23 protein-coding genes are annotated in these 24,612 nt (G+C 71.4%); 14 read left to right on the forward strand and 9 right to left on the reverse strand.

All coding sequences use genetic code 11. From position 1 onward, the window contains the following. Nucleotides 1-45: 45 nt before the first annotated feature. The 6 genes from ABT294_RS12525 to ABT294_RS12550 all read right to left on the reverse strand — a co-directional run bounded on the left by ABT294_RS12525 (nt 46) and on the right by ABT294_RS12550 (nt 7,249). Nucleotides 46-2,007 carry a serine/threonine-protein kinase gene (locus ABT294_RS12525; RefSeq protein ID WP_350805488.1) on the reverse strand — a complete coding sequence of 654 codons (1,962 nt, stop codon included), beginning with the start codon at nt 2,005-2,007 and terminating at the stop codon, nt 46-48. 71 nt (nt 2,008-2,078) lie between these two features. Further along, on the reverse strand, nt 2,079-3,905 hold the full coding sequence (locus tag ABT294_RS12530; protein ID WP_350805489.1) for a S9 family peptidase: 1,827 nt from the start codon (nt 3,903-3,905) through the stop codon (nt 2,079-2,081). 81 nt (nt 3,906-3,986) lie between these two features. Continuing rightward, nucleotides 3,987-4,874 carry an amino acid ABC transporter permease gene (locus ABT294_RS12535; RefSeq protein WP_350805491.1) on the reverse strand — a complete coding sequence of 296 codons (888 nt, stop codon included), beginning with the start codon at nt 4,872-4,874 and terminating at the stop codon, nt 3,987-3,989. Next, nucleotides 4,871-5,542, reverse strand: a complete 672-nt coding sequence (locus tag ABT294_RS12540) for an amino acid ABC transporter permease (RefSeq protein WP_350805492.1) — start codon at nt 5,540-5,542, stop codon at nt 4,871-4,873. The genes ABT294_RS12535 and ABT294_RS12540 overlap by 4 nt, the downstream gene beginning before the upstream one ends. A 58-nt stretch (nt 5,543-5,600) precedes the next feature. Continuing rightward, nucleotides 5,601-6,458, reverse strand: a complete 858-nt coding sequence (locus ABT294_RS12545) for a glutamate ABC transporter substrate-binding protein (RefSeq protein ID WP_350805493.1) — start codon at nt 6,456-6,458, stop codon at nt 5,601-5,603. Nucleotides 6,459-6,493: 35 nt separating this feature from the next. Then, the gene (locus ABT294_RS12550; RefSeq protein WP_502912019.1) at nt 6,494-7,249 is read right to left on the reverse strand and encodes an amino acid ABC transporter ATP-binding protein; all 756 of its coding nucleotides are present in this window, start codon (nt 7,247-7,249) and stop codon (nt 6,494-6,496) included. Between the two features lie 135 nt (nt 7,250-7,384). Between ABT294_RS12550 and miaB the strand changes: the two genes are divergently transcribed. Further along, the gene (gene miaB / locus ABT294_RS12555; RefSeq protein WP_350805494.1) at nt 7,385-8,875 is read left to right on the forward strand and encodes a tRNA (N6-isopentenyl adenosine(37)-C2)-methylthiotransferase MiaB; all 1,491 of its coding nucleotides are present in this window, start codon (nt 7,385-7,387) and stop codon (nt 8,873-8,875) included. A 37-nt stretch (nt 8,876-8,912) separates the two neighbouring features. Here miaB and ABT294_RS12560 read toward each other — a convergent pair whose 3' ends face one another. Continuing rightward, on the reverse strand, nt 8,913-9,140 hold the full coding sequence (locus ABT294_RS12560) for a hypothetical protein (protein ID WP_350805495.1): 228 nt from the start codon (nt 9,138-9,140) through the stop codon (nt 8,913-8,915). Between the two features lie 510 nt (nt 9,141-9,650). On the opposite strand from ABT294_RS12560, the gene ABT294_RS12565 reads away from it, so the two are divergent. The 4 genes from ABT294_RS12565 (at nt 9,651) to ABT294_RS12580 (ending at nt 12,472) form a co-directional block, all read left to right on the forward strand. Further along, nucleotides 9,651-10,184 (forward strand): hypothetical protein, encoded by a 534-nt coding sequence (locus ABT294_RS12565; protein WP_350805496.1) that lies wholly within the window; start codon nt 9,651-9,653, stop codon nt 10,182-10,184. A 203-nt stretch (nt 10,185-10,387) separates the two neighbouring features. Beyond that, complete coding sequence (locus ABT294_RS12570; RefSeq protein WP_350805497.1) at nt 10,388-11,137, forward strand: isocitrate lyase/PEP mutase family protein; 750 nt, start codon at nt 10,388-10,390, stop codon at nt 11,135-11,137. Between the two features lie 159 nt (nt 11,138-11,296). Continuing rightward, the gene (locus ABT294_RS12575) at nt 11,297-11,731 is read left to right on the forward strand and encodes a MarR family winged helix-turn-helix transcriptional regulator (RefSeq protein WP_350805499.1); all 435 of its coding nucleotides are present in this window, start codon (nt 11,297-11,299) and stop codon (nt 11,729-11,731) included. Between the two features lie 90 nt (nt 11,732-11,821). Next, nucleotides 11,822-12,472 carry a class III extradiol ring-cleavage dioxygenase family protein gene (locus tag ABT294_RS12580; RefSeq protein ID WP_350805500.1) on the forward strand — a complete coding sequence of 217 codons (651 nt, stop codon included), beginning with the start codon at nt 11,822-11,824 and terminating at the stop codon, nt 12,470-12,472. A gap of 325 nt (nt 12,473-12,797) precedes the next feature. Here the strand turns inward: ABT294_RS12580 and ABT294_RS12585 are convergent, their stop codons facing one another. Beyond that, the gene (locus ABT294_RS12585; RefSeq protein ID WP_350805501.1) at nt 12,798-13,706 is read right to left on the reverse strand and encodes a ribonuclease Z; all 909 of its coding nucleotides are present in this window, start codon (nt 13,704-13,706) and stop codon (nt 12,798-12,800) included. Between ABT294_RS12585 and ABT294_RS12590 the strand changes: the two genes are divergently transcribed. After that, nucleotides 13,705-14,217, forward strand: a complete 513-nt coding sequence (locus tag ABT294_RS12590; protein WP_350805502.1) for a methylated-DNA--[protein]-cysteine S-methyltransferase — start codon at nt 13,705-13,707, stop codon at nt 14,215-14,217. The two genes, ABT294_RS12585 and ABT294_RS12590, sit on opposite strands and share 2 nt — an antisense overlap. Here the strand turns inward: ABT294_RS12590 and ABT294_RS12595 are convergent. Continuing rightward, nucleotides 14,214-14,405 carry an antitoxin gene (locus ABT294_RS12595; RefSeq protein WP_350805503.1) on the reverse strand — a complete coding sequence of 64 codons (192 nt, stop codon included), beginning with the start codon at nt 14,403-14,405 and terminating at the stop codon, nt 14,214-14,216. The genes ABT294_RS12590 and ABT294_RS12595 overlap by 4 nt on opposite strands. A gap of 35 nt (nt 14,406-14,440) precedes the next feature. Between ABT294_RS12595 and miaA the strand changes: the two genes are divergently transcribed. The 8 genes from miaA to ABT294_RS12635 all read left to right on the forward strand — a co-directional run bounded on the left by miaA (nt 14,441) and on the right by ABT294_RS12635 (nt 24,557). Beyond that, nucleotides 14,441-15,385: a tRNA (adenosine(37)-N6)-dimethylallyltransferase MiaA gene (gene miaA, locus ABT294_RS12600; RefSeq protein WP_350805505.1), complete on the forward strand. Its 945-nt coding sequence runs from the start codon at nt 14,441-14,443 to the stop codon at nt 15,383-15,385. Between the two features lie 9 nt (nt 15,386-15,394). Further along, a complete protein-coding gene (gene dapF / locus ABT294_RS12605) occupies nt 15,395-16,207 on the forward strand; it encodes a diaminopimelate epimerase (RefSeq protein WP_350805506.1) in 813 nt (270 codons plus the stop codon). 50 nt (nt 16,208-16,257) lie between these two features. Further along, complete coding sequence (locus ABT294_RS12610; RefSeq protein WP_350805507.1) at nt 16,258-17,013, forward strand: SCO6745 family protein; 756 nt, start codon at nt 16,258-16,260, stop codon at nt 17,011-17,013. A gap of 19 nt (nt 17,014-17,032) precedes the next feature. After that, nucleotides 17,033-19,309, forward strand: a complete 2,277-nt coding sequence (locus ABT294_RS12615; protein ID WP_350805508.1) for a tetratricopeptide repeat protein — start codon at nt 17,033-17,035, stop codon at nt 19,307-19,309. Between the two features lie 2 nt (nt 19,310-19,311). Next, the gene (locus tag ABT294_RS12620; protein WP_350805509.1) at nt 19,312-20,070 is read left to right on the forward strand and encodes an SDR family NAD(P)-dependent oxidoreductase; all 759 of its coding nucleotides are present in this window, start codon (nt 19,312-19,314) and stop codon (nt 20,068-20,070) included. 37 nt (nt 20,071-20,107) lie between these two features. Then, nucleotides 20,108-20,470, forward strand: a complete 363-nt coding sequence (locus ABT294_RS12625; protein ID WP_350805510.1) for a phosphomannose isomerase type II C-terminal cupin domain — start codon at nt 20,108-20,110, stop codon at nt 20,468-20,470. 413 nt (nt 20,471-20,883) lie between these two features. After that, nucleotides 20,884-23,358 (forward strand): GcvT family protein, encoded by a 2,475-nt coding sequence (locus tag ABT294_RS12630; protein WP_350805511.1) that lies wholly within the window; start codon nt 20,884-20,886, stop codon nt 23,356-23,358. Further along, nucleotides 23,355-24,557 (forward strand): sarcosine oxidase subunit beta family protein, encoded by a 1,203-nt coding sequence (locus ABT294_RS12635; RefSeq protein ID WP_350805512.1) that lies wholly within the window; start codon nt 23,355-23,357, stop codon nt 24,555-24,557. The genes ABT294_RS12630 and ABT294_RS12635 overlap by 4 nt, the downstream gene beginning before the upstream one ends. Nucleotides 24,558-24,612: the final 55 nt, after the last annotated feature.

Raw genomic sequence — 24,612 nt, forward strand, 5'->3', positions numbered from 1 at the left:
TCACCACGCGTTCGATGTCGGCAATGCCCCCTGACGCGGCACTGGCTACCGGCTCGCCTCAGGGCTTTCCAGCCCGCCGCTGAACGCTCCGCCCGTCGGCTTCCACCGCTCCCTGGCCACGTACGGCTTCCCGACCACCGCGGACGCGGTGACCTCGAACCATTCGCAGGTCACCATCTCACCCTCGCGGCCGAAGACCTTCACGCCGCACGTCCTCGGGACGCTCACGGTCGTGTCCGTCCGCGAGTCGTACAACTCGATCGACAGCTCGACGCCCATGCCGACCGGGCCGCGCGCCCGCGCCTGGACGTAGACCCTGTCGGAGGCGATCTTGATGCACGGGCTCATCGAGACCCCCTTGTAGGGCGTCGACCAGGACCTGCACCCGCCGCGCTCGACAGGTTCCGGCTTCGTGGAGACGACGGGGTCGTGGCTGGGGGTCGGGGTCCGTCTCGGCCGCTTCGGCTCCACGGTGGGGGACGGGGTCGTGGGGTGCGGTTCCGGGGTCCTCGTCACCGCGTGGGTGGTGCTGGTCGACTTGCGCACGGTCTTCTGCGCGTTGGGGCCGGGCGTCTGCACACTGCTCTTCGGGACGGACGACGTCACCGTGGTGGGACGCGCGCCCGAGCCGGTCGTGGACGCGTGGGAGGGCTGCGCCACCGGGGAGGTCTGCGCCACCGCGCCGAGGGCGGACCGCGTCCCGGTCGTCTCGGAAGCCCTGCTCGGCAGCCACATGAACACCCCGGCGATCACGGCGGCCGTCAGGGTGCCTGCTCCCACGGCCACCCACGTCCGGCGGCGGGGCGTCCCGGCCGGCGGACCCGCCGGTCCCGGTGCGGCGGCGGCCGAGTGGGGCGGATGCGTGCGGTCCCCGAAGGGGGCGTTGGAGTAGGGCGGCTGTGTGGGGTCCGCGAAGACGACGTTCGGCTGAGGCAGGTGCCCCTGGTCCGTGAAGGGGGCGTTCGGGTGCGCCCGGTCCGCGAGTACGGCGTTCGGGTGGTTTCGGTCCGCTAAGTGCGGCTGAGGCGGGTGCCCCTGGTCCGCGAAGGGGGTGTTGGGGCGGGCGGGGTCTGCGGGGGTGGCGTTCGGCTGGGGCGGCGACGTGGCGTCCACGATGGGGAGAGCGATGGCGTCCGCGGCGGGGACGGCCGTCTCCGACAGCGGCGCGTCCCTGGAGATCCGGGGCAGGCGCGGCGCGTCCTGCTCCGACGCTGCGGCGGCCCGCAGCGCGGCGCTCACCTTCGCCAGCGGCGGGCGCGCGGCCGGGTCCTTGGCCGTGCAGTCGGAGATCACCGTCCAGAGCGACGCCGGCATCCCGTCGAGCCGCCGGGGCGCCATGTGGAGGGCGGAGTTCAGCGCGCTCAGCCCGTGCCCGCCCGCGAACGGCGCCCGGCCCGCCAGCAGCTCGTACAGCAGCATCCCGAGCGCGTAGACGTCGGCGGCGGGGGAGGGGCGCTCGCCGCGCAGGATCTCGGGCGCGATGTAGACGGGCGTGCCCGCGACGGTCCCCGTGGTGTTGAGGGTGGTGGTGTGCAGGATGCGGGAGATCCCGAAGTCGGTGAGCTTGAGCGCGCCGGTCTGCTCGTCCACGAGCACGTTGGACGGTTTGACGTCGCAGTGGACCACGCCCTGCTCGTGCGCGTGTGCCAGCGCCTCCGCCAGCGAGGCGGTCATCGCGGCGGCCCTGCCGGGCGGGAGCGTCCCCGATCGCCTGACCAGCTGGCCGAGGTCGCCGCCGGAGACGAGGTCCATCACGATCGCGATCCGGTCGCCCTCCAGGACGAAGTCGCGGATGGACACGATGGCCGGATGCCGCAGCCGCACCAGAACAGTGCGTTCCCGGACGAACCTGGCCACGACGTCAGGTTCGGCGCCCAGCCGGGGGTTCAGGAGCTTTGCCGCCACCTGCTCGCCGGTCCGGCGGTCGAGGGCCCGCCACACGGTGCCCATTCCGCCTTCGCCCACGATCTCTACCAGGCGGTACGCACTGCCGAGCGAATCGTCCATATTCCGATCATGATATCCATAATTGACCCGCTGTCGGGGGCGATAGGCACACGGTGACGGCCCGCCGGAGGCTACCCGAAGACCTGCTGGTAGAAGGCCAACTCGGCGGCGAGCGCGGTGGCGCGCGTCTCGGTGCGCCGGAAGCCGTGCGACTCCCCGTCGAACGCCAGGTACGTGCACAGCACGCCGCGTTCCGACAGCGCGTCGGCGAACGCCGTCGACTGCTCGGGCGGCACCACCGGGTCGTCCAGCCCCTGCAGGAGCAGCATCGGGCAGGAGACCCCGTCGGCCAGGGCGAGCGGCTCGCGGGCCGCGTACACCAGCGGGTCCTCAGGGCCGACCAGCCATTCCACGTAACGGGACTCGAAGTCGTGGGTGTGCGCCCGCAGCGGCGCGAGCGCGCTGACGCCGTAGTAGGACACGCCGCCCGCGAACACACCGGACCGGCAGCAGGCCGCCATCACGGTCCAGCCGCCCGCGCTGCGGCCGCGCACCGCGATCCGGGACGCGTCGGCGAGGCCCTCGGCCGCCAGCCATTCGGCCGCCGCGACCGTGTCCTCGACGTCGACCAGCCCCCACTGGCCCCGCAACCGGTCGCGGTAGGACCGGCCGTAGCCGGTGGAGCCGCCGTAGTTGACGTCCAGGGCGCCGATGCCGCGCGAGGTCAGGAACGCCTTCTCCAGGTCGAGCGCGGCGACGGCGTGCGCGGTCGGCCCGCCGTGCGCGAACACCACGTACGGCGGGGTCTCCGAATCCGCCACCGGGTTCGACGGCGGGTAGAGATAGGCGTGGACCCTCCGCCCGGACCGGCCGGGCAGCTCCACCGGCCGGGGAACGGGCAGATAGGCGAGGTCCGGCAGCGCGCCGCCGTCGCGCCTGAGCTCTTCGGCCGCTCCCGTCGCCGTCTCGACGCGGACGACCGCTCTCGGCTCCGCCGCGCCGTACGCCACACCGACCAGCCTCGTGCCGTCGGCGGCCAGCGCCGGATCCCAGCCGGAGCGGGCCACGCCGAGCTCGGTGAGCTGCCCCGATTCCGGATCCAGCACGCCCAGGCGCAGGTCACCGCGCCCGTGCAGCACCGCGAGCCGCCCGTCGCCCAGCACCGCGTACGGCTGGCCGCCCAGGGTCCACGGCGGCGCGGCGAACTCCTCCTCCGCCGGATGCAGCGCCCGGGACGAGCCGCCGTGAACGTCGATCTCGTACAGGTTCCACCAGCCGGACTGGTCGGAGACCAGGTAGAGGCGCGAGTCGTCCTTCCACTGCGGGGCCAGCACCGACTCGGCGGGGCCGCCCTTGACGGTCCACGAGTGGCCGTCGGCCAGGCGGGTGACGCGCAGCTCGGTGCCGGTCCACGGCATCTGGGGGTGGTTCCAGCAGACGTAGGCGAGATGCCGCCCGTCGGGCGACACCGTGGGAGAGGCGTAGAAGTCGTGGCCCGTGACCAGCTCGCGTTCCGCGCCCGCGCCGAGCGGCACCGCGACGATCGACCGCGTGACCTCGCCGTCGGCGTGGCGCTCGCGCACGCACCACACCTCGTCGCCGTGGACCAGCAGGTCGGCGTACCGGCGGTCGCCGTCGCCCGGCGTGATCGGGACGGGCTCGTCGCCGTGCAGGTAGAGCCGCTGGTCGCTGAAGTGGGCGAAGACCACCTGGCCGGCGGGCGTGACCACGTAGGGGCGTCCGCCGTACTCGTGCACGCGGGTGCGCGCGTTCCACGGCGCGGGCAGCAGTTCACGGCGGGCGCCGTCGGCGGCGCGATGCACGATCGTGGTGCGCCCGCCCTCGTCGGGACGGTCCTCGGTCCACCACACCTGCTCGCCGAGCACGCTCGGCCAGCCGAGGCGGAGCCCGGAACGGGCGACGTCGGAGGTGGAGATGGGGGACGGCCAGAAGGGCATAGCCGAATCCTGCCGGAAGATCGCCGAACGCGAGGGGCGGTCACCAGACTCCGGTGACCGCCTCTTTCCCGCTGACGTCTGTCAGGGTGGCGGTGCCCCGCCGCCGTCGACGCCGACGAACGCCACCGGCTCCAGCGGCTTGGCCGACGACTTGCGGCTGCGGCGGCTGCGCTTCTCCAGCCAGGTGGCGAACGAGCTGAGCGCCATCGCCATGGCGATGTAGATGACGCCGATGACGATCGCCGACACGAGCTTCGTCCCCGGATACACGGAGGGCAGGTTCTTGAAGCCCATGTTGAGCAGGTCGACGTAGACGATGAAGTACCCGAGCGCGGTGTCCTTGAGCAGCACCACGAGCTGGCTCACGACCGCCGGCATCATCGTCGTGATGCCCTGCGGCAGCAGGATCAGCCGCATGACGCCGCTCTTGCGCAGCCCGATCGCGTACGCCGCCTCCGACTGCCCGCGTGGGATCGCGTTGATGCCGGCCCTGACCACCTCGGCCAGCACGGACCCGTTGTAGAGCGTGAGGCCCAGGACGATCGCGAACAACGCGTAGTCGCCGCCGCCGAACAGGTTGGGGGACAGGAACCAGATGAAGAAGATCAGCAGGAGCAGCGGGATGGCCCGGAACAGCTCCACGACCGCTCCGGCGGGAATCCTGACCCAGCGGTGGTCCGACAGCCGCGCGATGCCGAAGACCGAGCCGAACAGCAGCGCGAAGACCGCGCCGAGCACGGCCGCCGTGAGCGTGCCCTGGAGACCGGGGATGATGAAGTTCACCCAGGTGTCGGCGGTGAAGAACGGCGCCCAGAGGTCGGGGTTGAGCTGGCCCTTGTCCTTCAGCTTGAGCACGACCCAGGCGAGGACCGCCAGCAGCACCAGCGCGGCCACAGCGGTGACCAGGTGGTTGCGGAGGCGTCCGCGCCGCCCGGGGGTGTCGAAGAGGACGGATGCTTGCACGGTCACCGGGCCACCGCCATTCGCTTCGCCAGCCACCCGGAGAAGTAGCCGATGGGCAGGATCAGCACCACGAACGCGGCCACGATCCCGAGGAAGATGGGGATCGACACGCCCGTGGTGTCGAACGTGGTCTTCATGACGTTGGCGACGTCCACGGTGTAGCCCGCGGCGGCCACCACCGTGGTGTTCTTGATCATCGCGATGAGCACGCTGCCCAGGGGGGCGATGACGGACCTGGTCGCCTGGGGGAGGATGACCAGCCGCAGCGACTGGAAGAAGGTCAGCCCGATCGCCCGCGCCGCCTCGGCCTGGCCCATCGGCACCGTGTTGATGCCGGCCCGCAGCGACTCGCACACGAACGCCGCCGTGTAGGCGGACATGCCCAGCACGGCCAGCCAGAACGAGTTGGTGAGCGGCTCCTCATGGGAGAAGATCAGCCCGAGGGTGTCGCTGAGCCCGAGGTAGCAGAAGGCCAGGACGAGCGTCAGCGGGGTGTTGCGCACCACGTTGACGTAGGCCGTGCCCGCCGCACGCAGGACGGGGGTGGGCGAGACCCGCATGGCGGCCAGGATCGTGCCGACGATCAGCGAGAAGACCGCGATGACCAGGGAGAGCTTGAGGTTGTTCAGGAACCCGACAGCCAGTTCGGGCCCGTATGTGATGAGTTCGTCCACGGTGCTCCACTGATAAGAGCGACGGCGGCCGGATCACCGGCCGCCGCACGCGTGAGGATCAGGCGCAGCCCTCGGCCGGCGGGGCGGAGGTGGGGAGTTCCAGACCCGTCTTGCCGAACCACTTCTGGAGCAGTTGCGTGGCGGTGCCGTCCTGCCACATCTTGGCGACGGCCTTGTTGACCGCCTCGCAGGTGGTCTTGTCGCCCTTCTTCAGGCCGATGCCGTACTTCTCATCGGTGAAGGGGTCGTTCAGCAGCTTGTACTTGCCCGGGTCCTGGGAGGAGAAGCCGGCCAGGATCAGGTTGTCGGTGGTGACCGCGTCGAGGTTGCCGCCGCTGAGCTTCTGCACGCACTCGGAGTAGCTGCTCGCGCCCACGAGCTTGGCGGGCAGGTTCAGCTTGCCGTCCGGCGGCGGGTCGGTGATCCGCTTGTAGGAGTTGGAACCCTGCGCCTGGCAGATGCGCTTGTCCTTCAGATCGGTCGCCTTGTTGATGTTCGCCACGTCCGCGCGGACCATGGTGTCCTGGTGGACGACCACGTACGGCCCGCCGAAGGTCACCTTGGGCTTGCGCGCGTCAGTGATCGAGTAGGTGGCCACGACCATGTCGACGGTGCCGTTCTGGAGCAGCGCCTCGCGGTTGGACGAGGGCGACTCCTTCCACGTGACCTTCACGTCCTGGCCGCCGGCCAGTTCCTTCACGATGTACTTGGCGATGTCGACGTCGAAGCCCTCGGGGTCGCCGCCGCCCTTCTTCAGGCCCAGGCTCGGCTGGTCCCACTTGGTGCCGACAGTGATCTCCTTGGCACCCTTGATCTTCTCCATGACGTTGGCGTAACTGCCTCCGCCGCCACAGGCGGCCAGGCCCACCGCGAGGGCCGCGACGGCGAACGCGGCTCCCGTACGACGCATCTGCATAGTCGTTACCTCAATCTTTCTCAGGGGTGTCGGCTTCAGTGCGTGAGGATCTTCGAGAGGAAGTCCTTCGCCCGGTCGGTCTGGGCATTGGTGAAGAACTCGTCAGGGGTGTTCTCCTCGACGACCTGGCCGTCAGCCATGAACACCACACGGTTGGCGGCCCTGCGCGCGAAGCCCATCTCATGGGTCACGACCACCATCGTCATCCCGTCGCGAGCAAGGCCGATCATCACGTCCAGGACTTCCTGCACCATCTCGGGGTCCAGTGCGGACGTCGGCTCGTCGAACAGGATCATCTTCGGATCCATGGCGAGAGCTCGGGCGATGGCCACCCGCTGCTGCTGCCCTCCCGAGAGCTGCGCCGGGTACTTGTCGGCGTGCGCTGCGATGCCCACCCGCTCCAGCAACTCCATGGCCCGCTTGTCGGCGGCGTCGCGCGCCGTCTTGCGAACCTTGACGGGGCCCAGGGTGACGTTCTCACGAATCGTCTTGTGCGCGAACAGGTTGAACGACTGGAACACCATGCCGACTTCGGAGCGGAGCCGAGCCAACGCCCTGCCTTCTTCCGGCAAAGGCTGGCCATCGAAAATGATCTGCCCGCCGTCGATGGTCTCCAGCCGGTTCATCGTCCGGCAGAGGGTGGACTTGCCGCCGCCGGACGGGCCGATCACGACCAGGACCTCGCCACGGGAGACGGTCAGGTTGATATCCCTCAGGACGTGATGCGCCCCGAAGTGCTTGTTGACGTGCTCCAACACTACCAGTGGAGTGGCGTCCCCGTTCTCCGTCATGGATAGCAACCTAGGGGGCGATAGGACGACGGTCACTAACCAGGTGGTACCGATCCGATTACATCCTGCCACCGAGCTGGACTTTTAGAAGGGTGGCGAGTCGGGATCCGGACAACGACTACCCTTGAATGTGCGATGACTGTGACCCAGGAGAGCGCCCGCACGTACGAAGTGCGCACATACGGGTGCCAGATGAACGTGCACGACTCCGAGCGCCTGTCAGGGCTGCTGGAGGACGCCGGTTATGTGCCCGCGCCCGACGGCGAGACCGCCGACGTGGTCGTGTTCAACACATGCGCCGTGCGCGAGAACGCCGACAACCGCCTCTACGGCAATCTCGGCCACCTGCGTCCTGCCAAGGTCGGCAACCCGCGCATGCAGATCGCCGTCGGCGGCTGCCTGGCGCAGAAGGACCAGGGCGAGATCGTCCGCAAGGCGCCGTGGGTGGACGTCGTGTTCGGCACGCACAACATCGGCTCGCTGCCGGTGCTGCTCGAACGGGCGCGCATCCAGGGCGAGGCGCAGGTCGAGCTGAAGGAGTCGCTGGAGGTCTTCCCGTCGACGCTGCCGACCAAGCGCGAGTCCGCCTACGCGGCCTGGGTGGCGATCTCGGTCGGTTGCAACAACACGTGCACCTTCTGCATCGTGCCGTCGCTGCGCGGCAAGGAGAAGGACCGGCGGCCCGGCGACATCCTCGCCGAGGTCGAGACCCTGGTCGGCCAGGGCGTCCTGGAAGTCACGCTGCTCGGCCAGAACGTCAACACCTACGGCGTCGAGTTCGGCGACCGGCTCGCGTTCGGCAAGCTGCTGCGCGCCTGCGGCAGCGTCGAGGGGCTGGAGCGGGTCCGCTTCACCTCGCCGCACCCGGCCGCGTTCACCGACGACGTGATCGCCGCCATGGCCGAGACCCCGAACGTCATGCACCAACTGCACATGCCGCTGCAGTCGGGGTCCTCCCGCGTGCTGCGGGCCATGCGGCGCTCGTACCGGGCCGACCGCTACCTCGGCATCATCGAGCGCGTCCGGGCCGCCATGCCCGACGCGGCGATCTCCACCGACATCATCGTCGGCTTCCCCGGCGAGACCGAGGAGGACTTCCAGCAGACCCTCGACGTCGTCCGGCAGAGCCGCTTCGCCAACGCCTTCACCTTCCAGTACTCCATCCGCCCCGGCACGCCCGCGGCGACGATGCCCGACCAGGTCTCGAAGGAGGTCGTCCAGGAGCGCTACGAGCGCCTGGTCGCCCTACAGGAGGAGATCTCGTGGGAGGAGAACAAGAAGCAGGTGGGGCGGACCCTCGAGGTCCTGGTCGCGGAGGGCGAGGGCCGCAAGGACGACGCCACGAACCGCCTGTCGGGTCGCGCGCCCGACAACCGTTTGGTGCACTTCGCGGTCGGCGAGCACGCGCCGCGCCCCGGTGACATGGTGACGGTGGAGGTCACGTACGCGGCTCCGCACCACCTCGTGGCCGACGGGCCGGTGTCGGAGGTCAGGCGCACCCGCGCGGGCGACGCCTGGGAGGCCCGTCAGGGGGCTCCGGCCAAGGGCTCGGGAGTTCTGCTGGGGATGCCCACCATCGGCCGCCCGGCGACCGTGCCGGCCGCCGGCGGCTGCTCGACGGGCTGACCACCCTGGCCGCGCGTCCTGGCGAGGGCACGCGCGGTCAGCGGGTGAGGCCGTCGAGGAAGCGGTAGCAGTAGTCGCGGCGGAAGTCGCGCATGGTCGCGCACGGGTCGGGGCTGAGGCGGGCCGGAGGCGTGTCCGCAGTCGCCCTTGGGTGCGGGGGCTGTACGGGGGCGCCGGGCTCGGGCGTGGGGTTCTCGGACGCCTTGCTGCTCGTGGGAGTCGGCTGATGCTCGCTCCGGCGGTTCTCCGTGTCGGGGGCGTCCACCAGTCGCGGGGAACTGACTGCCTCCGGGGCGCCCGCCGCCTCAGGAGTGCTGATCGCCTTCGGGGCGCTGACCGCCTTCGGGGCCTTTGAGGGACCGGCCGTGTCCCGGTGGTCGTCCGGTGAGTCCGGCTGCGCGGCTGGAGAGGGCGCCTGGCCCGCTTGTCCGTTTGACAGAGATGTCACAGCGGGCGGTGCGAGGGAGATCCAGGCATTCGGTGAACCACTGGTAAACGGGCTTTCCTGATCGAATTCAGTTGATCTTTTCGCCTCGCGCACATGAGGCGTCGTGAATGCCAGGAAAAGGCCGAGCCCGGCGATGGCCAGCACCCCGGTCACGCCCGCCACTGCCGTCAGGCGACCCCGGCGAGCTGGCCGAATAGATCTATGGGGGGACAAGTCGTGATTCCTTTGTGATGGGTGTGCGAGCATTCCACTGTTGCGGCTAGTGTGGTCCATCACCCGCGGAAGCCGGCGAGCTTTCCCGATACGACCGCAGGGAGCCGTACCACCATGCAGGATTCGACCGAGCCCGATCGTCAGGAGATTCTCACCGGGCCTGGCGACAGCCCGAGTCACCGCAGTGACTCCGCGGCCCGGAGGAACAACAAGAAGATCATCGCCATCGCGTCGGCGGCGCTCGTGGCGGTGCTCGCCGCGGGTGGCGTCGGGTTCGTCCTCGCCGGAGGCGACGGGGCCCAGGTCTCGCAGCCCGCCGGGCGGCCCGGCCCCACCGAGAGCGGCGCCCGGGCCACGCAGGGCGACGCGCTGGGCGACGACGAGGAGGCGTCCATGGGCGACGCCGTCACCGACGCGCCCGACGCGGGCACCCCGTCCGACGCCGTCACCGAAGGCGGCGACACCAGGGCCGACAGCGGCTCCGACACCGGCTCGGTCAGGACCGGCACGCGCGACACGGCCCAGACCGGGGCCGGCAAGAAGTCGACGTCCTCGCCCTCCAAGCCCCCGCAGGACCCCGCGGCCGACAACCTGGCCGACGGAGTGGGGGGCATGCTCGACGGCCAGTGCGCGAAGAGCGGCTGCTGAAAGCGGGCTCCCGGGACGCCGGCCGGCTCGCTTCAGCCGCCGACCGGCTGGGTTCACTCGGCCGCCGCAGGTGACGCCCCCGCTGGGTGGCACGCCTCGGGACCGCGTCCCAGGTGGTTCGCCTCGGCGGACCGAAGTGGCTTGGCGGTTCCGGGCGGTAATGGACCTGTGGCGGGTGCCACCTCGGCCCTAGGGTCGTTGCCATGACGACTGACAGAGCGGCCGTGCTGCGCGCGTTGCACGTGCCCGGCGCGCCGCTGGTGCTGCCCAACGTCTGGGACGCCGCCTCCGCGCGGGCCGTGCGGGAGGCCGGGTTCCCGGTGGTCGCCACCGGGAGCGCCGCCGTGGCCAGGGTGCTCGGGTACGACGACGGGGAGGCGACGCCCGTCGGCGAGATGATGGCCGCCGTGGCCCGCATCGCCAGGGCCGTGGACGTGCCCGTCACCGCCGACGTCGAGCGCGGGTACGGGCTCGCCCCTGCCGAGCTGGCCGAGCGGCTGGCGGCCACCGGCGCCGTCGGCTGCAACCTGGAGGACTCCGACCCGCGCACGGACGAGCTCGTCGAGCCGGAGGAGCAGGCCGCCTTCCTGGCCGAGGTGCGGGCCGCCGCCGGACCTGGGCTGGTGATCAACGCCAGGGTCGACACGTACATCCACGGCGACGGGACCCGCAAGGCCGCGCTCGAGCGGGCCCGGCTCTACCTCGACGCCGGGGCCGACTGCGTGTATCCGATCGGGCTCGGCGACGAGGACGAGATCGGGGCGCTGGTGGAGGAGGTGGGCGGGCCGGTGAACATCCTGTTCCGCCCCGGGGCGCCGTTGCCGGGCCGGCTCGCCGAGCTGGGGGTGGCCAGAGTCAGCTACGGCCACGGGTTGCACCGGGCCTCCGACGTCTACGCCAGGAGCCTGTTCCAGGCGGTCGCCGAAGGCCGCGACCCGTACGCCGTTCGGTAGCGCGCGTGGGGGCGCCTCGCGCCCCGGCGATCGTGGGCGGCATCCGTCCCGTTCGTGCTGCGGCGGTCGCAGGCGGCATCCGTCCCGTTCGTGCTGCGGTGATCGTAGAGGGCATCCGTCACGTTCGTGCCGCTGGCGGAGGGTCGTACAGTGGCCGCCATGGAGGGTCTGCCGCCGAGCCTGCTCGCGCTCAGCACGTACCTGCTGTCCCGGACCGGGAAGGCCGCCAGGGGGCGGATGGCGGCCGGGCTGGCGGCCCGCGGGTCGCGCATGCCGCACATGGCGGTGCTGGCGGCGCTCGCCGACTTCGGGCCGGACTCCCAGCGGGGCCTCTCCGCCAGGCTCGGCATCGACCCGAGCGACCTGGTCAAGGTCCTGGACGAGCTGGCGGCGCCCGGGTACGTCCAGCGTGCCCGCGATCCGTCCGACCGTCGCAGGACCAGCGTCGAACTCACCGACGCGGGCAGGACGGAGCTGGACCACCAGCTCTCCGAGGCGACGGCGGTCCAGGACGAGCTGCTCGCCCCGCTGGCCCCGCAGGAGCGGGAGCAACTGCACGCCCTGCTCCAACGCGTCCACGAAGGCCTGCAGTAGCCGCGCGCCCTGCTCCTACGCGTCCGAGGTCCGCGTCGGCCTGCGGACCCTGCTCCGGCTCGCCGCGCACACCTGCACTAGCCTGCGCGTGTGCTTGTCGCCGCTGCTGTCTGCCCGCATCCCCCGTTGCTCGTGCGCGCTCCCGAACTGGCCCCCCTCCGCGCGGCCTGCCGGGACGCCATCTCCGCGCTTCGCGCCGCTGAACCGGACGTCCTGGTCGTCGTGGGCGGCGCCGACACCACCGCCGCCTACGACGGGACGGCGGCGGGCACGCTCCAGCCGTGGGGCTTCGACCTCGGGGCCGGCGACGGCGACCCGGTGCTGCCCCTCTCTCTCACCATCGGACGGCTGCTGCTCGGCCACGCCCCCGGCGGCCTCCAGTCCGTCGCCTTCGACGCCGCGCCCGCCGACTGCCTGGCCCTCGGGCAGAGCCTCGCCGAGCGGGGCAGGCTCGCGCTGCTCGTCATGGCCGACGGCTCCGCCTGCCTGACGTCCAGCTCGCCCGGCCGCCACGAACCGGCCGCGCGGCCGTACCAGGACCTGATCGCGTCCGCGCTGGCGGAGGCCGACCCGGGAGCGCTGGCCGCGCTGGACCCCGCCGAGGCCGACCGCCTCTGGCTCTCCGGCCGTGCCGCGCTCCAGGTGCTCGCGGGCGCGGCGGGGACGTCCCGGCTCCGGGGCCGCCTGCTGGAGGACGTCGCTCCGTTCGGGGTCGGCTACTTCGCGGCGGTGTGGCGCTGACGGTTCGTCCAGGACTTCCGGCACGAGAAGCGCGTGTGACGGGCGGTGCCCCGCCCCGACGCCGCCCTGCCGGTGTCGCTCGGCGCGGCTCCGTCCGCGCGGCATGGGGGTGTGGGCCGCGAGGAACGCCGCGGGGCGTCCGCGGACGGAGCCGGCTGCCTGGCCGGGACACGCGATCGGGCAGTGGCCGGGGACGGGGGCACCGCGGGCCGGGGGATGAACCGGCCCACTCGGAAAGGAGTACGGCGGGGCGGGGTCCCAGGGTTCAACCGTCGCTCACGCGGCAGCCACAGGGGGCTGCTCCACCTCCTGACCGAGGCGTAGGTCACGGCAGCAGGTGCCGGCGGCGGGGGACGGGGACGGTCATCAGGTCGCGGGCGAGCACGATCTCGCCGTCGTAGGCGCGGCGGGCGTCGTCCAGGAAGGACTGCTCCGCGGGCAGGCCGTACCTCTCGGAGAAGTGGGTGAGGACCAGCCGCCGCACGCCCGCCTCCGCGGCCACCTGGCCCGCCTCGTACGCGGTCAGGTGCCCGTACTCCTTGGCCAGGGACGCCTCGGCCGACAGGAAGGTCGACTCGATCACCAGGAGGTCCACGCCGGAGGCCAGGTCGAAGACGGCCTCGCAGAGGCGGGTGTCCATGACGAAGGCGACGCTCTGGCCCGGCTTGGGGACGCTGACCTGGTCGAGGGTGACGCCGCGGACGGACTCGCCGCGTTGCAGCCGGCCGACCTCCGGGCCGCGGATGCCGTGCGCCGCCAGCCTGTCGGGCAGCATGCGGCGTCCGGACGGTTCCTGCAGACGGTAGCCGTAGGACTCCACGGGGTGTGACAGGCGACGCGCCAGCAGCGGGCCCACCTCGTCCCGTTCGCCGGAGACGGGGTGCTCGGTGATGACCTGGGTGTCGGCGAAGGCGGCGGCGTGGCGGAGCCTGCGCCAGTAGGTCTCGCCGGAGGCGGGGTAGAGCGCCCGCACCGGGTGCCTGACCTTGTCGCGGGCGATGCGCTGGACGACGCCGGGCACGCCCAGGCAGTGGTCGCCGTGGAAGTGGGTGAGGCAGAGCCAGTGCACGTCGTTGGCGCTCACTCCGGCGTGCACCATCTGCCGCTGAGTGCCCTCGCCCGGGTCGAAAAGGTAGCCTTGGCCATCCCAGCGCAGAAGGTACCCGTTGTGATTACGGTGTCGGGTAGGCACCGCACTGGAGGTGCCGAGCACCACGAGCTCACGTGAGGACATGATGGCCACGGTCGCGTTCGCCGAACTGCCGACGCCTGTCGGCCCGTTCGTCCTGGCCGTCACCGAGGACGGCCTGGCCGCGTCGGGCTGGGGGGCCCGGGCGCGCCTGGGCGAACGCCTCGGCCTGGCTGAGGTTCATGACCCGGATCGTACGGCTTTCGCCGTGGCCGAGTTGAACGATTATTTCGCCGGAGAGCTACGCGCCTTCGAGACGCCGGTCGACTGGCGGCTGACGTCGGGCGTGCGCCGGCGCGTCCTTCAGGCGTTGCACGCGGTTCCGTACGGCACCGCCGTCACCTACGGCGAGCTGGCCGAGCGCAGCGGCTCCGGCGTGCCCGCGCGAGGCATCGGGTCGATCATGGGGTCGAACCCGATCCCGATCGTGGTGCCCTGCCACCGCGTGGTCGCGGGCAACGGGCTGGGCGGGTTCAGCGGCGGCGAGGGCGTCGAGACCAAGCGCTGGCTGCTGACCCACGAGGGGTACCTGCAGCCAACGCTGCTCGACCTTTAGCGGTCCTCCTCCTTGCGGTCGAGGTCGTCCAGCTTCTCTCTGGCCATGTCCGCGCCCTTGTCGATCTGCTCGTCGTACTTGCCGCCTGTCGCGTTCTTGGCGGCCTGCGCCGCGCGGTCGATGCCTTCGCGGGCGGCCTCTCCGGCCTTGCCGCCGAACATCTCCTTGACCTTGTCCAGAATCGACATCGTGCTCTCCCCCGAAAGCCGTGGGTCTGGTCCCTATGCGCGTTCATACCCAGACTGTTGACACACTTATCGGTGTGCGTCAGCAGCCCGTCATCGCCGTCGTGGGTCCCACCGCGGCAGGAAAGTCCGATCTCGCCGTGGATATCGCGCTCCGGTTGGGGGGTGAGTGCGTAAACGCCGACTCCATGCAGCTTTACCGAGGAATGGACATCGGGACGGCGAAACTTTCCCCGGCCGAGCAGCGGGGGGTGCCGCACCACCTGCTCGACGTCTGGGACGTCAGGGTCACCGCCAGCGTGGCCGAGTACCAGAAGCTGGCCAGGCAGCTCATCGAGTCGCTGGACGTGCCCGTCCTCGTCGGCGGCAGCGGGCTCTACGTCCGCGCGGCCATCGACGACCTGGAGTTCCCCGGCACCGATCCCGAGATCAGGGCCAGGCTGGAGGACGAACTGGCCGAGCACGGGCCGGCGCCGCTGTACGCCAGGCTCCGCGAGCTCGACCCGGCCGCGGCGGCGGCGATCCTGCCGAGCAACGGCCGCCGCATCGTCCGTGCCCTGGAGGTGATCGAGCACTCGGGCCGGCCGTTCTCGGCCACGATGCCGTCCTACGACGCGGTCTACCCGAGCGTGCAGATCGGGCTGGAGGTGCCCAGGCCCGAGCTCGACGAGCGCATCGCGCGCAGGGTCGCGCGGATGTGGGAGGCGGGCCTGGTCGGCGAGGTGCGGCGGCTGCTCGGGCAGGGTCTGGCAGAGGGACGCACGGCCGGTCGCGCCCTCGGCTACGCCCAGGTGATCAGGTTCCTCGACGGCGAGTGGACCGAGGAGCAGGCGTACGAGGAGACCATCAGGGCGACCCGGCGCTTCGCCCGGCGGCAGGAGTCGTGGTTCCGCCGCGATCCCAGGGTGCGCTGGCTCCCGTACGACGCCCCTGACCTGCTCGAACGATCCCTGGCGCAGATCGTCGGCCCTGAATCGGCCTAAAATCGAAGAATGCGCTTCCTCAAGGGTCACGGCACACAGAACGATTTCGTCATCCTCCCCGACCTCGAAGGGGAGCTCGATGTCACCGCCGCGCTCGTGGCCGAGATCTGCGACAGGAGGTCGGGCATCGGCGCCGACGGCGTCCTCCGTGTGGTGCGCGCCAAGCTCAGCCCGGAGGTCGCCGAGCAGGCCGGGCAGGCCGAGTGGTTCATGGACTACCGCAACGCCGACGGCAGCATGGCCGAGATGTGCGGCAACGGCGCGCGGGTCTTCGCCCGTTACCTCGTCGAGGCGGGCCTGGTCACCGCGTCGGAGTTCGGGATCGCCACCAGGGGCGGCGTCAGGCGGATCCACATGGAGCACGGCGGCGACGTCACCGTGGACATGGGCAGGCCGGTCGTCCACGGGGAGAGCGTCGCCAACCTCGGCGGCCGGGAGTACGTCGGGCTCAACGTCGACATGGGCAACCCCCACCTGGCCTGTCCGATCGGCGACCCGGTCGCGCAGCTCGACCTCACCCACCAGCCCGGCTTCGACCCCGGCGTCTACCCCAACGGCGTCAACATCGAGCTGTTCAACGCGGTCGGGCCGCGCCGCGCGGTCATGCGCGTCTTCGAGCGCGGCTCGGGCGAGACCCGCTCCTGCGGCACCGGCACGGTCGCCACGGCGGTCGCGGCGGCCAACCTGGAGGGCGAGACCACCGGCGTCTGGAGCATCGAGGTGCCCGGCGGCACGCTCACCGTCACGCTGGACGACGAGACCAGCTACCTTTCCGGCCCCGCCGTCCTCGTGGCCGAGGGCGTCCTGAGGCTTGCAGAATGATGTTCTCCTGAGCGATGCTGGGTCCACTTCCCGAACCGAGAGGGGTGGGCATGGCGGACCCACGTGCCACCGCGGTGGCTGTCAAGGCGCCCATCGGTCAGTACGGCGGCGGCTTCATGGTCTCCCGGGAGGCCAAGGCGCTCTGCGAGCGGTACGGGCTGGGCCCGCGCGAGCTGTACTTCCGCGGCCGGTGCGGCGTCCTCGGCGAGTGTCACGCCGACGTCGTCACCTCCGTCGCGGTCTTCTTCCCGCCCGCGCACGTCGAGGAGAGCTGGAACGGCGGGCGCAAGCTGGCCGTCGACGAGGCGGTCACCGCCTACGCCGAGGCCTGCCGCGACTGGGGGCGCCGCAAGATCGGCGACTACGACGGCTGCGCGAGGCTCGCCGACCTGCTCGAACGCGTCGTGACGGCCGCGCCGTCTGCCGGAGCGCCGCTGTTCGCCGGGTGGCGTGCCGTCCCACTGCCCGGCGACGCGCCCGGGAGGGCCATCCAGCTCCTGCACGTGGTCCGGGAGCTGCGCGGCGGCCTGCACGCCAACGCGGTGCTCGCGGCGGGCCTCGGCCCGCTGGAGGCGACGCTCGCGACCGATCACGACGGCACCCCGTTCGGCCACGCCACGGGCGAGCTGATCGCCAAGTTCTTCACCTGGCCCGAACCGTACCCTGTGCCGGAGCCCGAGGTGATCGCGCGCAGAGCCGCAGCCGAGGACGCCACCGACGACCTGATGGCATCCGTGTTTTCCGTACTCGACCACCACGAATCGGACGAGCTGATCGAGCTTCTGCGTTTTGGGCACGGTCATTGACCTGGCAGACTGACTCCCCATGGACGTGGACATCTGGGCCTGGGTCGGCGAAACCCAGCAGCAGCTTTCTGAGGCGGGAAACGTGGGCCTCGCCATGGCGCTGGGAGACCTCCCCGCACAGGCCTACGAGGGGCGATATCCCCAGCTCGACGTGATGGCCCCGGCCATCGCCCAGCAGGCGCAGGCCCTGGAGCTGCCCTGGCTCGAGTTCTACGCCCGCTACTGGCACCTGCTCGGCCGTATCGGCGACCGGGCCCAGGGGGCCGTCGCCATCGACGACGCCGAGCAGCTGCTCTCGTTCGCCCAGCGCGAAGACGTACGCGAGTGCCCGGCCACCCCGGCGGCCGTCGAGGCCCTCGCCCTCGCCTGGGCCAACGCCGACGGCCCCGGCTACGCCCCCGAGCGGCTCGAGACTCTCGCCGCGGTCATCGAGGAGCTCGCGCCCGCCAACCCCGCCTACACCGGGCTCGTGACCCAGTACGTCGCGGCGCTCACCGACGCGGGCAGGCCGGGCGAGGCCGTCGGCTACGCCGAGTCCGCCGTCGAGCGGCTGCGCGCGGCCGAGCGCGAGGCGAGCTGGGAGCTGGGCGCCGAGAGCGCCCGCGCGCTGCTGGCGGCGGGCCGCGCCGACGACGCGCTGAACGCGCTGCAGGCCGCCACCGACTTCCAGGCCGACGACCCGGTGGCCAAGCCGTACCGCGACGGGGTGCGCAGGGCCCTGATCCTCGCCGCGCTCGGCCGCACCGCCGAGGCCGTCGACGCGCTGCCCGACCTCGACGTGATCGGCGAGCACCCGCGGGTGTTCGTCGAGTGGGCCGAGGCCGTCAGCAAGCTGGCCGGGTCCAGCCAGATCACCAACACCTGGCAGCTCGGCCGGGTGCTGCGCCAGTGGATCGACTACTTCGGCATGATGGGCGGCTACCGCGCCCGCGTCGAGCTGGCGCTGATCGCCGGCGACCTGGCCGTCGCCCGGCAGGGCGTCTGGCAGGCCGGGCTGCTCGCCGACCTGGCCGAGTCGTCCGCCGCCGAGCTGCGCGTCAGCGAGGGCGTGGCCGAGCGCGTCGCCGCGCTGCGGGCCGCCACCGACGCCACCACCGAGCCCGCCGCGCCCGGCCCCGTCGAGGAGCGCGTCGCCTACTTCGACGCCGCCGACGGCTACAACGCCGACCCTGAGCGCTGGGTCGGCTGGCTGGCCCCGCTGTCGGGTCGCGACCTTGAGGCCACCCGCCGCCACACCACCACGCTCGGCTTCCTCGGCTACCCCTCGACGGGCGCCGACATCTACTGGCAGCTGCTCGTCGACTCCGGCGATATCGCCGCCGCCGAGCCCGACGACGTGGCCTACCTGACCACGCTGCTCGTCGAGGCCCGCCAGGACGAGCGGCTGGAGCAGATGGCGGCCCTGCTGCCGCGCGACGCCCAGCACCTCGCGCTGGCCCGCCTGCACAGCGCCCGCGAGCGCTGGCAGGAAGCCCTCGAAGCCGCCGAGCACGCCGTCGCGGCGGGCGCGGGCGTGGAGGCGCGCCGCCTGCTCGCCGGTGCCGCGCAGCAGCTCGACGACCCCGCCAAGGGCGCCCAGACCCTCCTCGAGGTGCTCGACGAGCTCGCCGACGAGGACGTGTGGCGGATGGTCGTCATGGCCACCGCCGCCGAAGACTGGGCGACCGTCCGCAAGGGCGCGGCCAAGATCGGCATGCCGATCAAGTCCACCGAGGGGCCCATCGACGAGGAGATGGGCCTGATCCGGATCATCCTCCCCGGTCCCGACGGCGGTCAGCGGCAGGTGCTGTCCATCCGCACCGGCCCCGCCACCGCCAGGCTCGCGCTGCCGCAGCCGCGCGGCATGGAGTACAACGCCGGCGACCTGGTCGTGTTCGACCCGCAGCTGCTGGAGCCGGTCCCCGAAGACCCTCAGGAGCAGCAGAACTTCGTGCCGCCCTTCGCCGCGGTGCAGATCCTCCGCTCCGGCGGGTACACCAGCTTCTTCTTCGACGGCGCCGCGCCGAGCGAGGAGGACTGGGCGGAGTTCACCGAGGTCATGGCCGAGCGCGGCTGGCCGATGTGGGTCTACAGCGACGAGAACTACACCGTCACCCACCCCACTAGCGGTGAGCCGCTGCCGGGCGTGTTCGGCTGGGTCGCGGTGCCGCCGGACGTCTCGGCGGTCGAGGTCGACGCCCTGCTCGACGACGCCACCGAGCGCTGGTCGCACCCGCTGGCCTGGCTCGACCTGGCCAAGGAGGTCGACGTCGAGGTGGAGCGGCACGAGCGGATCGTCAAGGAGTACGGGCTGTAGCGATGCTCGAACGCTTCAGCCTTGTGGGGAAGGTCGCCATCGTCACCGGCGCGTCCTCGGGGCTCGGAGTGGCCTTCGCCCGCGGGCTGGCGTCCGCGGGGGCCGACATCGTGATCGGGGCGCGCCGTCGCGAGCGGCTGGAGGAGACGCGGCGGCTGGTCGAGGAGACCGGCCGCCGGTGCCTGGCCGTGCAGGCGGACGTCACCCGGGTCGAGGACTGCGACGCGCTCGTGTCCTCGGCCGTGTCCGCCTTCGGGGCCGTCGACGTACTGATCAACAACGCCGGGGTGGGCACGGCGGTGCCCGCGCTGCGGGAGCCGCCCGAGGAGTTCCGCCAGGTGGTGGAGGTCAACCTGCACGGCACGTACTGGATGGCGCAGGCGTGCGCGCGGGTGATGCGGCCGGGGTCGTCGATCGTCAACATCGGCAGCGTCCTCGGCGAGACCACGGCGGGGCTGCCGCAGGCGGCCTACAGCGCGTCGAAGGCCGCCGTGATCGGGCTGACCAGAGACCTGGCGCAGCAGTGGACCGGGAGACGCGGGATTCGCGTCAACTGTCTCGAACCCGGCTTCTTCGCCTCGGAGATGACCGAGCAGTACAAGCCGGGCTACCTGGAGCGGATGCTGGAGCAGCGGGTCCCGATGGGGCGGGCGGGTGACCCGTCGGAGCTGGTGGCGGCGGCGATCTTCCTGGCCAGCGACGCGTCGTCGTACGTCACCGGGGTCACGCTCCCCGTCGACGGCGGGATTTTGATCACTTGATAGCTTGCCTCACGGAATTTCGTGATCTGGAGGGGACATGCAGGACATCGACCGGCTTGCGGCAGTGGTGCGCGACGAGCGTCCGTGGGGGAACTTCGAGCGTTTCACGCTGAACGAGTCGTCCACCGTGAAGATCATCGAGGTGGCGGCCGGGCAGCGGCTCAGCCTCCAGCGCCACGAGCACCGCGACGAACTCTGGGTGGCGCTCGACCCGGGCTGCGTCTTCGAGGTCAACGGCGAACGGATCGAGCCCGCGGTGGGCGAGCGCGTCCTCATCCGCGCCGGCCAGACCCACCGGCTGAGCTCGTCCGGCCCGACGGCCCGCATCCTCGAGGTCGCCTTCGGCCACTTCGACGAGGACGACATCGAGCGCCTCGAAGACGCGTACGGCCGCTCGTAGCGATCACGTTCTGCTTCGCGTTCGAGGCGCGCGCCGTTTTCGCGGCTGCCCGCGCGTCCCGCCGCGTGGCGTTCTTCTCGTGCGTTCGGGGCGCGCGCTGTTTCGCGCGCGTCCCGCCGTGCGGTTCGAAACGCCTTCTGGTACGGCACGCGGTGGTTACCCGCCACCCGCCGCACGTGGCTGAGGGCCTCCAGGAATACGGCCGCTGACCGGTACGTGGTTGGCCGCCGTGACAACGCGTCCGCAGACGGAACGCCCGGCACGCCGGTCATGGGGCGTCGGCTGCTCCGAGGGTGACCCGTGATCTTGGCCTGTTCGGCGGCGAAATGGCCACTTGTCTGTGAATGATCGGCGCCTTATGTTCGTTGCGTAGTCCGGTGCTTGTTGCGTATGAGGGAACAACCGGAGGGCGCATGGTGGGCCGGCCCCGTTTGGTGATCGTTGGAGCCGGCATCGTGGGCTGTGCCCTGGCCGACGAGCTCACCGGGCGGGGGTGGACCGATGTCACCGTCGTCGACCAGGGGCCGCTCTTCGTCACCGGAGGGTCGAGCTCGCACGCTCCCGGATTGGTCTTCCAGACGAACCCGTCCAAGACGATGACCGAGTTCGCGTCCTACACCGTGCGCAAGTACACCGAGCTGGGGTGCTTTCGGCAGGTCGGCGGGTTGGAGGTGGCGACCACGCCGGAGCGCTGGGCCGACCTGGGGCGCAAGCAGGGGTGGGCCGAGTCCTGGGGCGTCGAGGGGGCTTTGGTCGACGCCGATCGGTGTGCGGAGCTCTGGCCGCTGCTCGACCCCGGCAAGGTGCTCGGCGGCTTCCACGTCCCGACGGACGGGCTGGCCGCCGCGGTGTCCTGCGGCGAGAGGCAGGCCGCTCGGGCGATCGAGCGGGGTGCCCGGTTTCTGGCGCATCACACCGTTCTGGGCGTCGAGCAGAGCGGCGGCAGGGTCACCGGCGTCGCGGTGGAGGTGCGCGGGGAGGACGTCGAGTACCGGGTCGTCCCCGCCGACGTGGTGGTGTGCGCGGCCGGGTTCTGGGGGCCGACGGTCGGCGCGATGGCGGGGCTGACCGTGCCGCTGCTCCCGCTGGCCCACCAGTACGCCAAGACGGGCCCGCTGCCAGGCCAAGGAGAGGCCGCGGCGCCGGACGGATGGCCGATCCTACGGCACCAGGACCGGGACCTGTACTTCCGCACCCACGGTGACCGTATCGGGATCGGCTCCTACGCCCACCGGCCGATGCCGGTCGCCCAGCACGAGATCGGGCCGAAGGGCACGGTCATGCCGTCGGTGCAGGCGTTCACCGAGGAGGACTTCGCCCCGTCCTGGCGGGACGCCGTCGAGCTGCTGCCCGCCCTGAAGCAGACCCACCACGAGGACGGGATCAACGGCGTCTTCTCCTTCACTCCCGACGGTTTCCCGCTGATCGGCGAGGCGCCGCAGCTCGACGGGTTCTGGGTGGCCGAGGCCGTCTGGGTGACGCACTCGGCGGGCGTGGCCAGGGCGCTGGCCGAGCTGCTCGTGGACGGCCGCTCCGGCTTCGACCTGCACGAGTGCGACCTCAACCGGTTCGAGAAGGCGCAGCTGTCGCCCGCGTTCATCGAGGAGCGCGGCATGCAGAACTTCGTCGAGGTCTATGACGTCATCCATCCGCTCCAGCCGATGGAGTCGCCGCGTCCGATGCGGACGAGCCCGTTCTACCAACGGCAGCGGGAGCTGGGCGGGTACTTCCTGGAGGCGGCGGGATGGGAGCGTCCGCAGTGGTTCGAGGCGAACGTGCCGTTGCTGGAGGACCTGGTGCGGCGGCGCCGCACCGACCTGGGCGACCTGCCGGAGGAGGCGCGGGCCATGGCCGTCGAGCCGTTCCTGGGCGCGGCCCAGCGCGACGCGTGGGCCTCCCGTCACTGGTCGCCGGTGGCCGCCGCCGAGTCGCACGCCACCCGGGAGGGCGTGGCGCTGTACGACATGACACCCCTCAAGCGGATCGAGGTCGCCGGGCCGGGCGCGGCGGCGTTCCTGCAGCACCTGACCACGAACAACGTGGACAAGAAGCCCGGTTCGGTCACCTACACGCTCCTGCTGGACGCCGGGGGCGGCGTCCGGTCGGACCTGACGGTGGCGCGGCTGGCGGAGGACAGGTTCCAGGTGGGCGCCAACGGCAACCTGGACCTCGACTGGCTGACCAGGCACGCGCCCGGCGGCGTCCAGGTGCGCGACCTCACGCCGGGCACCTGCTGTCTCGGGGTGTGGGGGCCGCGGGCCAGGGAGCTGGTCCAGCCGCTGACGGACATGGACCTGTCCCACGAAGGTTTCCGCTATTTCACCTGTAAATCGGGGTATGTCGCGCAGGTGCCCGTGCTCGCGATGCGCGTCTCGTACGTCGGCGAACTGGGCTGGGAGCTGTACACCACGGCCGACATGGGGCTCAAGCTGTGGGACACGCTCTGGGCCACCGGCCTGCCCGTCGCCGGAGGCAGGGCCGCGTTCAACAGCCTCCGGCTGGAGAAGGGCTACCGGCTCTGGGGCGTCGACATGACCCCCGAGCACAACCCGTACGAGGCCGGGCTGGGCTTCGCCGTCAGGCGCGACAAGGACTTCCTCGGCAGCGACGCCCTGTCCGCGGACATCACCCGCAAGCTGGTGCCGCTGCTCAGCACCGAGGTGGTGATGGGCAAGGAGCCGGTGCGGCATGCGGGCCGCACCGTCGGGTACGTGACCAGCGCCGCGTACGGCCATACCATCCAGCGTCCCATCGCCTACGCCTGGCTGCCGATCGAGCTGTCAGCACCCGGGACGCATGTTGACATTTCCTACTTCGGGCGTCGCGTCCCTGCCGAGGTCGCCGCCGAGCCGCTGTTCGACCCCGGGATGGAGAAGATCAAACGGTGACCCACCCCGACTTCCTCTGGCGCAACCCCGACCCCAGACCGTCCTACGACGTGATCGTCGTCGGCGGCGGCGGGCACGGCCTGGCCACCGCCTACTACCTCGCCAGGAACCACGGGATCAAGAACGTCGCCGTGCTGGAGAAGGGCTGGCTCGCCGGCGGCAACATGGCCCGCAACACCACGATCATCCGCTCCAACTACCTGTGGGACGAGAGCGCCGCCATCTACGAGCACTCCCTGAAACTGTGGGAGGGGCTGAGCGACGAGCTCGACTACGACCTGCAGTTCAGCCAGCGCGGCGTGCTCAACCTGGCGCACAGCCTCGGGGACGTCCGCGAGGGCAAGCGCAGGGTCAACGCCAACCGGCTCAACGGCGTCGACGCGGAGTGGCTCGACCCCGGCGAGGTGAGGAAGTTCTGCCCGATCATCAACGTGTCGGACCAGGCCAGGTACCCGGTCCTGGGCGCGACGTTGCAACGACGCGGCGGCATCGCCAAGCACGACCACGTCGCCTGGGCGCTGGCCCGCAAGGCCGACGCGTACGGCGTCGACCTCGTCCAGGGCTGCGAGGTCACCGGGTTCGAGCTCGCGGGGAACCGGGTGGTGGCCGTCCAGACCTCGCGGGGGAGGATCGCGGCGGGGAAGGTCGCGCTGGCGTCCGCCGGGCACACGTCGGTGCTGGCGGAGCGGGTCGGGATCCGGCTGCCGCTGCAGTCGCACCCGTTGCAGGCGCTCGTGTCGGAGCTGCTCGAACCGGTGCTCGACTGCGTGGTCATGTCGAACGCCGTGCACGTGTACGTCAGCCAGGCGCACAAGGGCGAGCTGGTCATGGGAGCGGGCATCGACGCGTACAACTCCTACGGCCAGCGCGGCGGTTTCCACGTCATCGAGGCGCAGATGGCGGCGGCGCTGGAGCTGTTCCCGATCTTCAGCAGGGTGCGGGTGCTGCGTACCTGGGCGGGCATCGTGGACGTCTCACCCGACGCCTCGCCCATCATCGGCCGGACCCCGGTGGACGGCCTGTACGTCAACGCGGGCTGGGGCACCGGCGGCTTCAAGGCCACTCCGGGCTCCGGCTGGGTGTACGCGCACACGATCGCGCACGGCGAGCCGCATCCGCTGGCCGAGCCGTTCGCGCTCGACCGGTTCAGCACGGGGGCGCTCATCGACGAGCACGGCGCGGCGGCGGTCGCACACTGAGCGGCACCCGGGGCCGCACCCCGAGTCACTGAGCACCCTGAGTCACTGAAAGGCG

Origin of the sequence: Nonomuraea sp. NPDC000554, from assembly GCF_040300065.1 — a bacterium.
Lineage (GTDB): Bacteria > Actinomycetota > Actinomycetes > Streptosporangiales > Streptosporangiaceae > Nonomuraea.

Bases quoted from the DNA above. Each gene is read 5' to 3' on its own strand.
- ABT294_RS12525 (WP_350805488.1), bottom strand. From the start codon at position 2,007: ATGGACGATTCGCTCGGCAGTGCGTACCGCCTGGTAGAGATCGTGGGC.
- ABT294_RS12530 (WP_350805489.1), bottom strand. From the start codon at position 3,905: ATGCCCTTCTGGCCGTCCCCCATCTCCACCTCCGACGTCGCCCGTTCC.
- ABT294_RS12545 (WP_350805493.1), bottom strand. From the start codon at position 6,458: ATGCAGATGCGTCGTACGGGAGCCGCGTTCGCCGTCGCGGCCCTCGCG.
- ABT294_RS12550 (WP_502912019.1), bottom strand. From the start codon at position 7,249: ATGACGGAGAACGGGGACGCCACTCCACTGGTAGTGTTGGAGCACGTC.
- miaB (WP_350805494.1), top strand. From the start codon at position 7,385: ATGACTGTGACCCAGGAGAGCGCCCGCACGTACGAAGTGCGCACATAC.
- ABT294_RS12565 (WP_350805496.1), top strand. From the start codon at position 9,651: ATGCAGGATTCGACCGAGCCCGATCGTCAGGAGATTCTCACCGGGCCT.
- ABT294_RS12570 (WP_350805497.1), top strand. From the start codon at position 10,388: ATGACGACTGACAGAGCGGCCGTGCTGCGCGCGTTGCACGTGCCCGGC.
- ABT294_RS12575 (WP_350805499.1), top strand. From the start codon at position 11,297: ATGGAGGGTCTGCCGCCGAGCCTGCTCGCGCTCAGCACGTACCTGCTG.
- ABT294_RS12590 (WP_350805502.1), top strand. From the start codon at position 13,705: ATGATGGCCACGGTCGCGTTCGCCGAACTGCCGACGCCTGTCGGCCCG.
- ABT294_RS12585 (WP_350805501.1), bottom strand. From the start codon at position 13,706: ATGTCCTCACGTGAGCTCGTGGTGCTCGGCACCTCCAGTGCGGTGCCT.
- ABT294_RS12595 (WP_350805503.1), bottom strand. From the start codon at position 14,405: ATGTCGATTCTGGACAAGGTCAAGGAGATGTTCGGCGGCAAGGCCGGA.
- miaA (WP_350805505.1), top strand. From the start codon at position 14,441: ATGCGCGTTCATACCCAGACTGTTGACACACTTATCGGTGTGCGTCAG.
- dapF (WP_350805506.1), top strand. From the start codon at position 15,395: ATGCGCTTCCTCAAGGGTCACGGCACACAGAACGATTTCGTCATCCTC.
- ABT294_RS12610 (WP_350805507.1), top strand. From the start codon at position 16,258: ATGGCGGACCCACGTGCCACCGCGGTGGCTGTCAAGGCGCCCATCGGT.
- ABT294_RS12615 (WP_350805508.1), top strand. From the start codon at position 17,033: ATGGACGTGGACATCTGGGCCTGGGTCGGCGAAACCCAGCAGCAGCTT.
- ABT294_RS12620 (WP_350805509.1), top strand. From the start codon at position 19,312: ATGCTCGAACGCTTCAGCCTTGTGGGGAAGGTCGCCATCGTCACCGGC.
- ABT294_RS12625 (WP_350805510.1), top strand. From the start codon at position 20,108: ATGCAGGACATCGACCGGCTTGCGGCAGTGGTGCGCGACGAGCGTCCG.
- ABT294_RS12630 (WP_350805511.1), top strand. From the start codon at position 20,884: ATGGTGGGCCGGCCCCGTTTGGTGATCGTTGGAGCCGGCATCGTGGGC.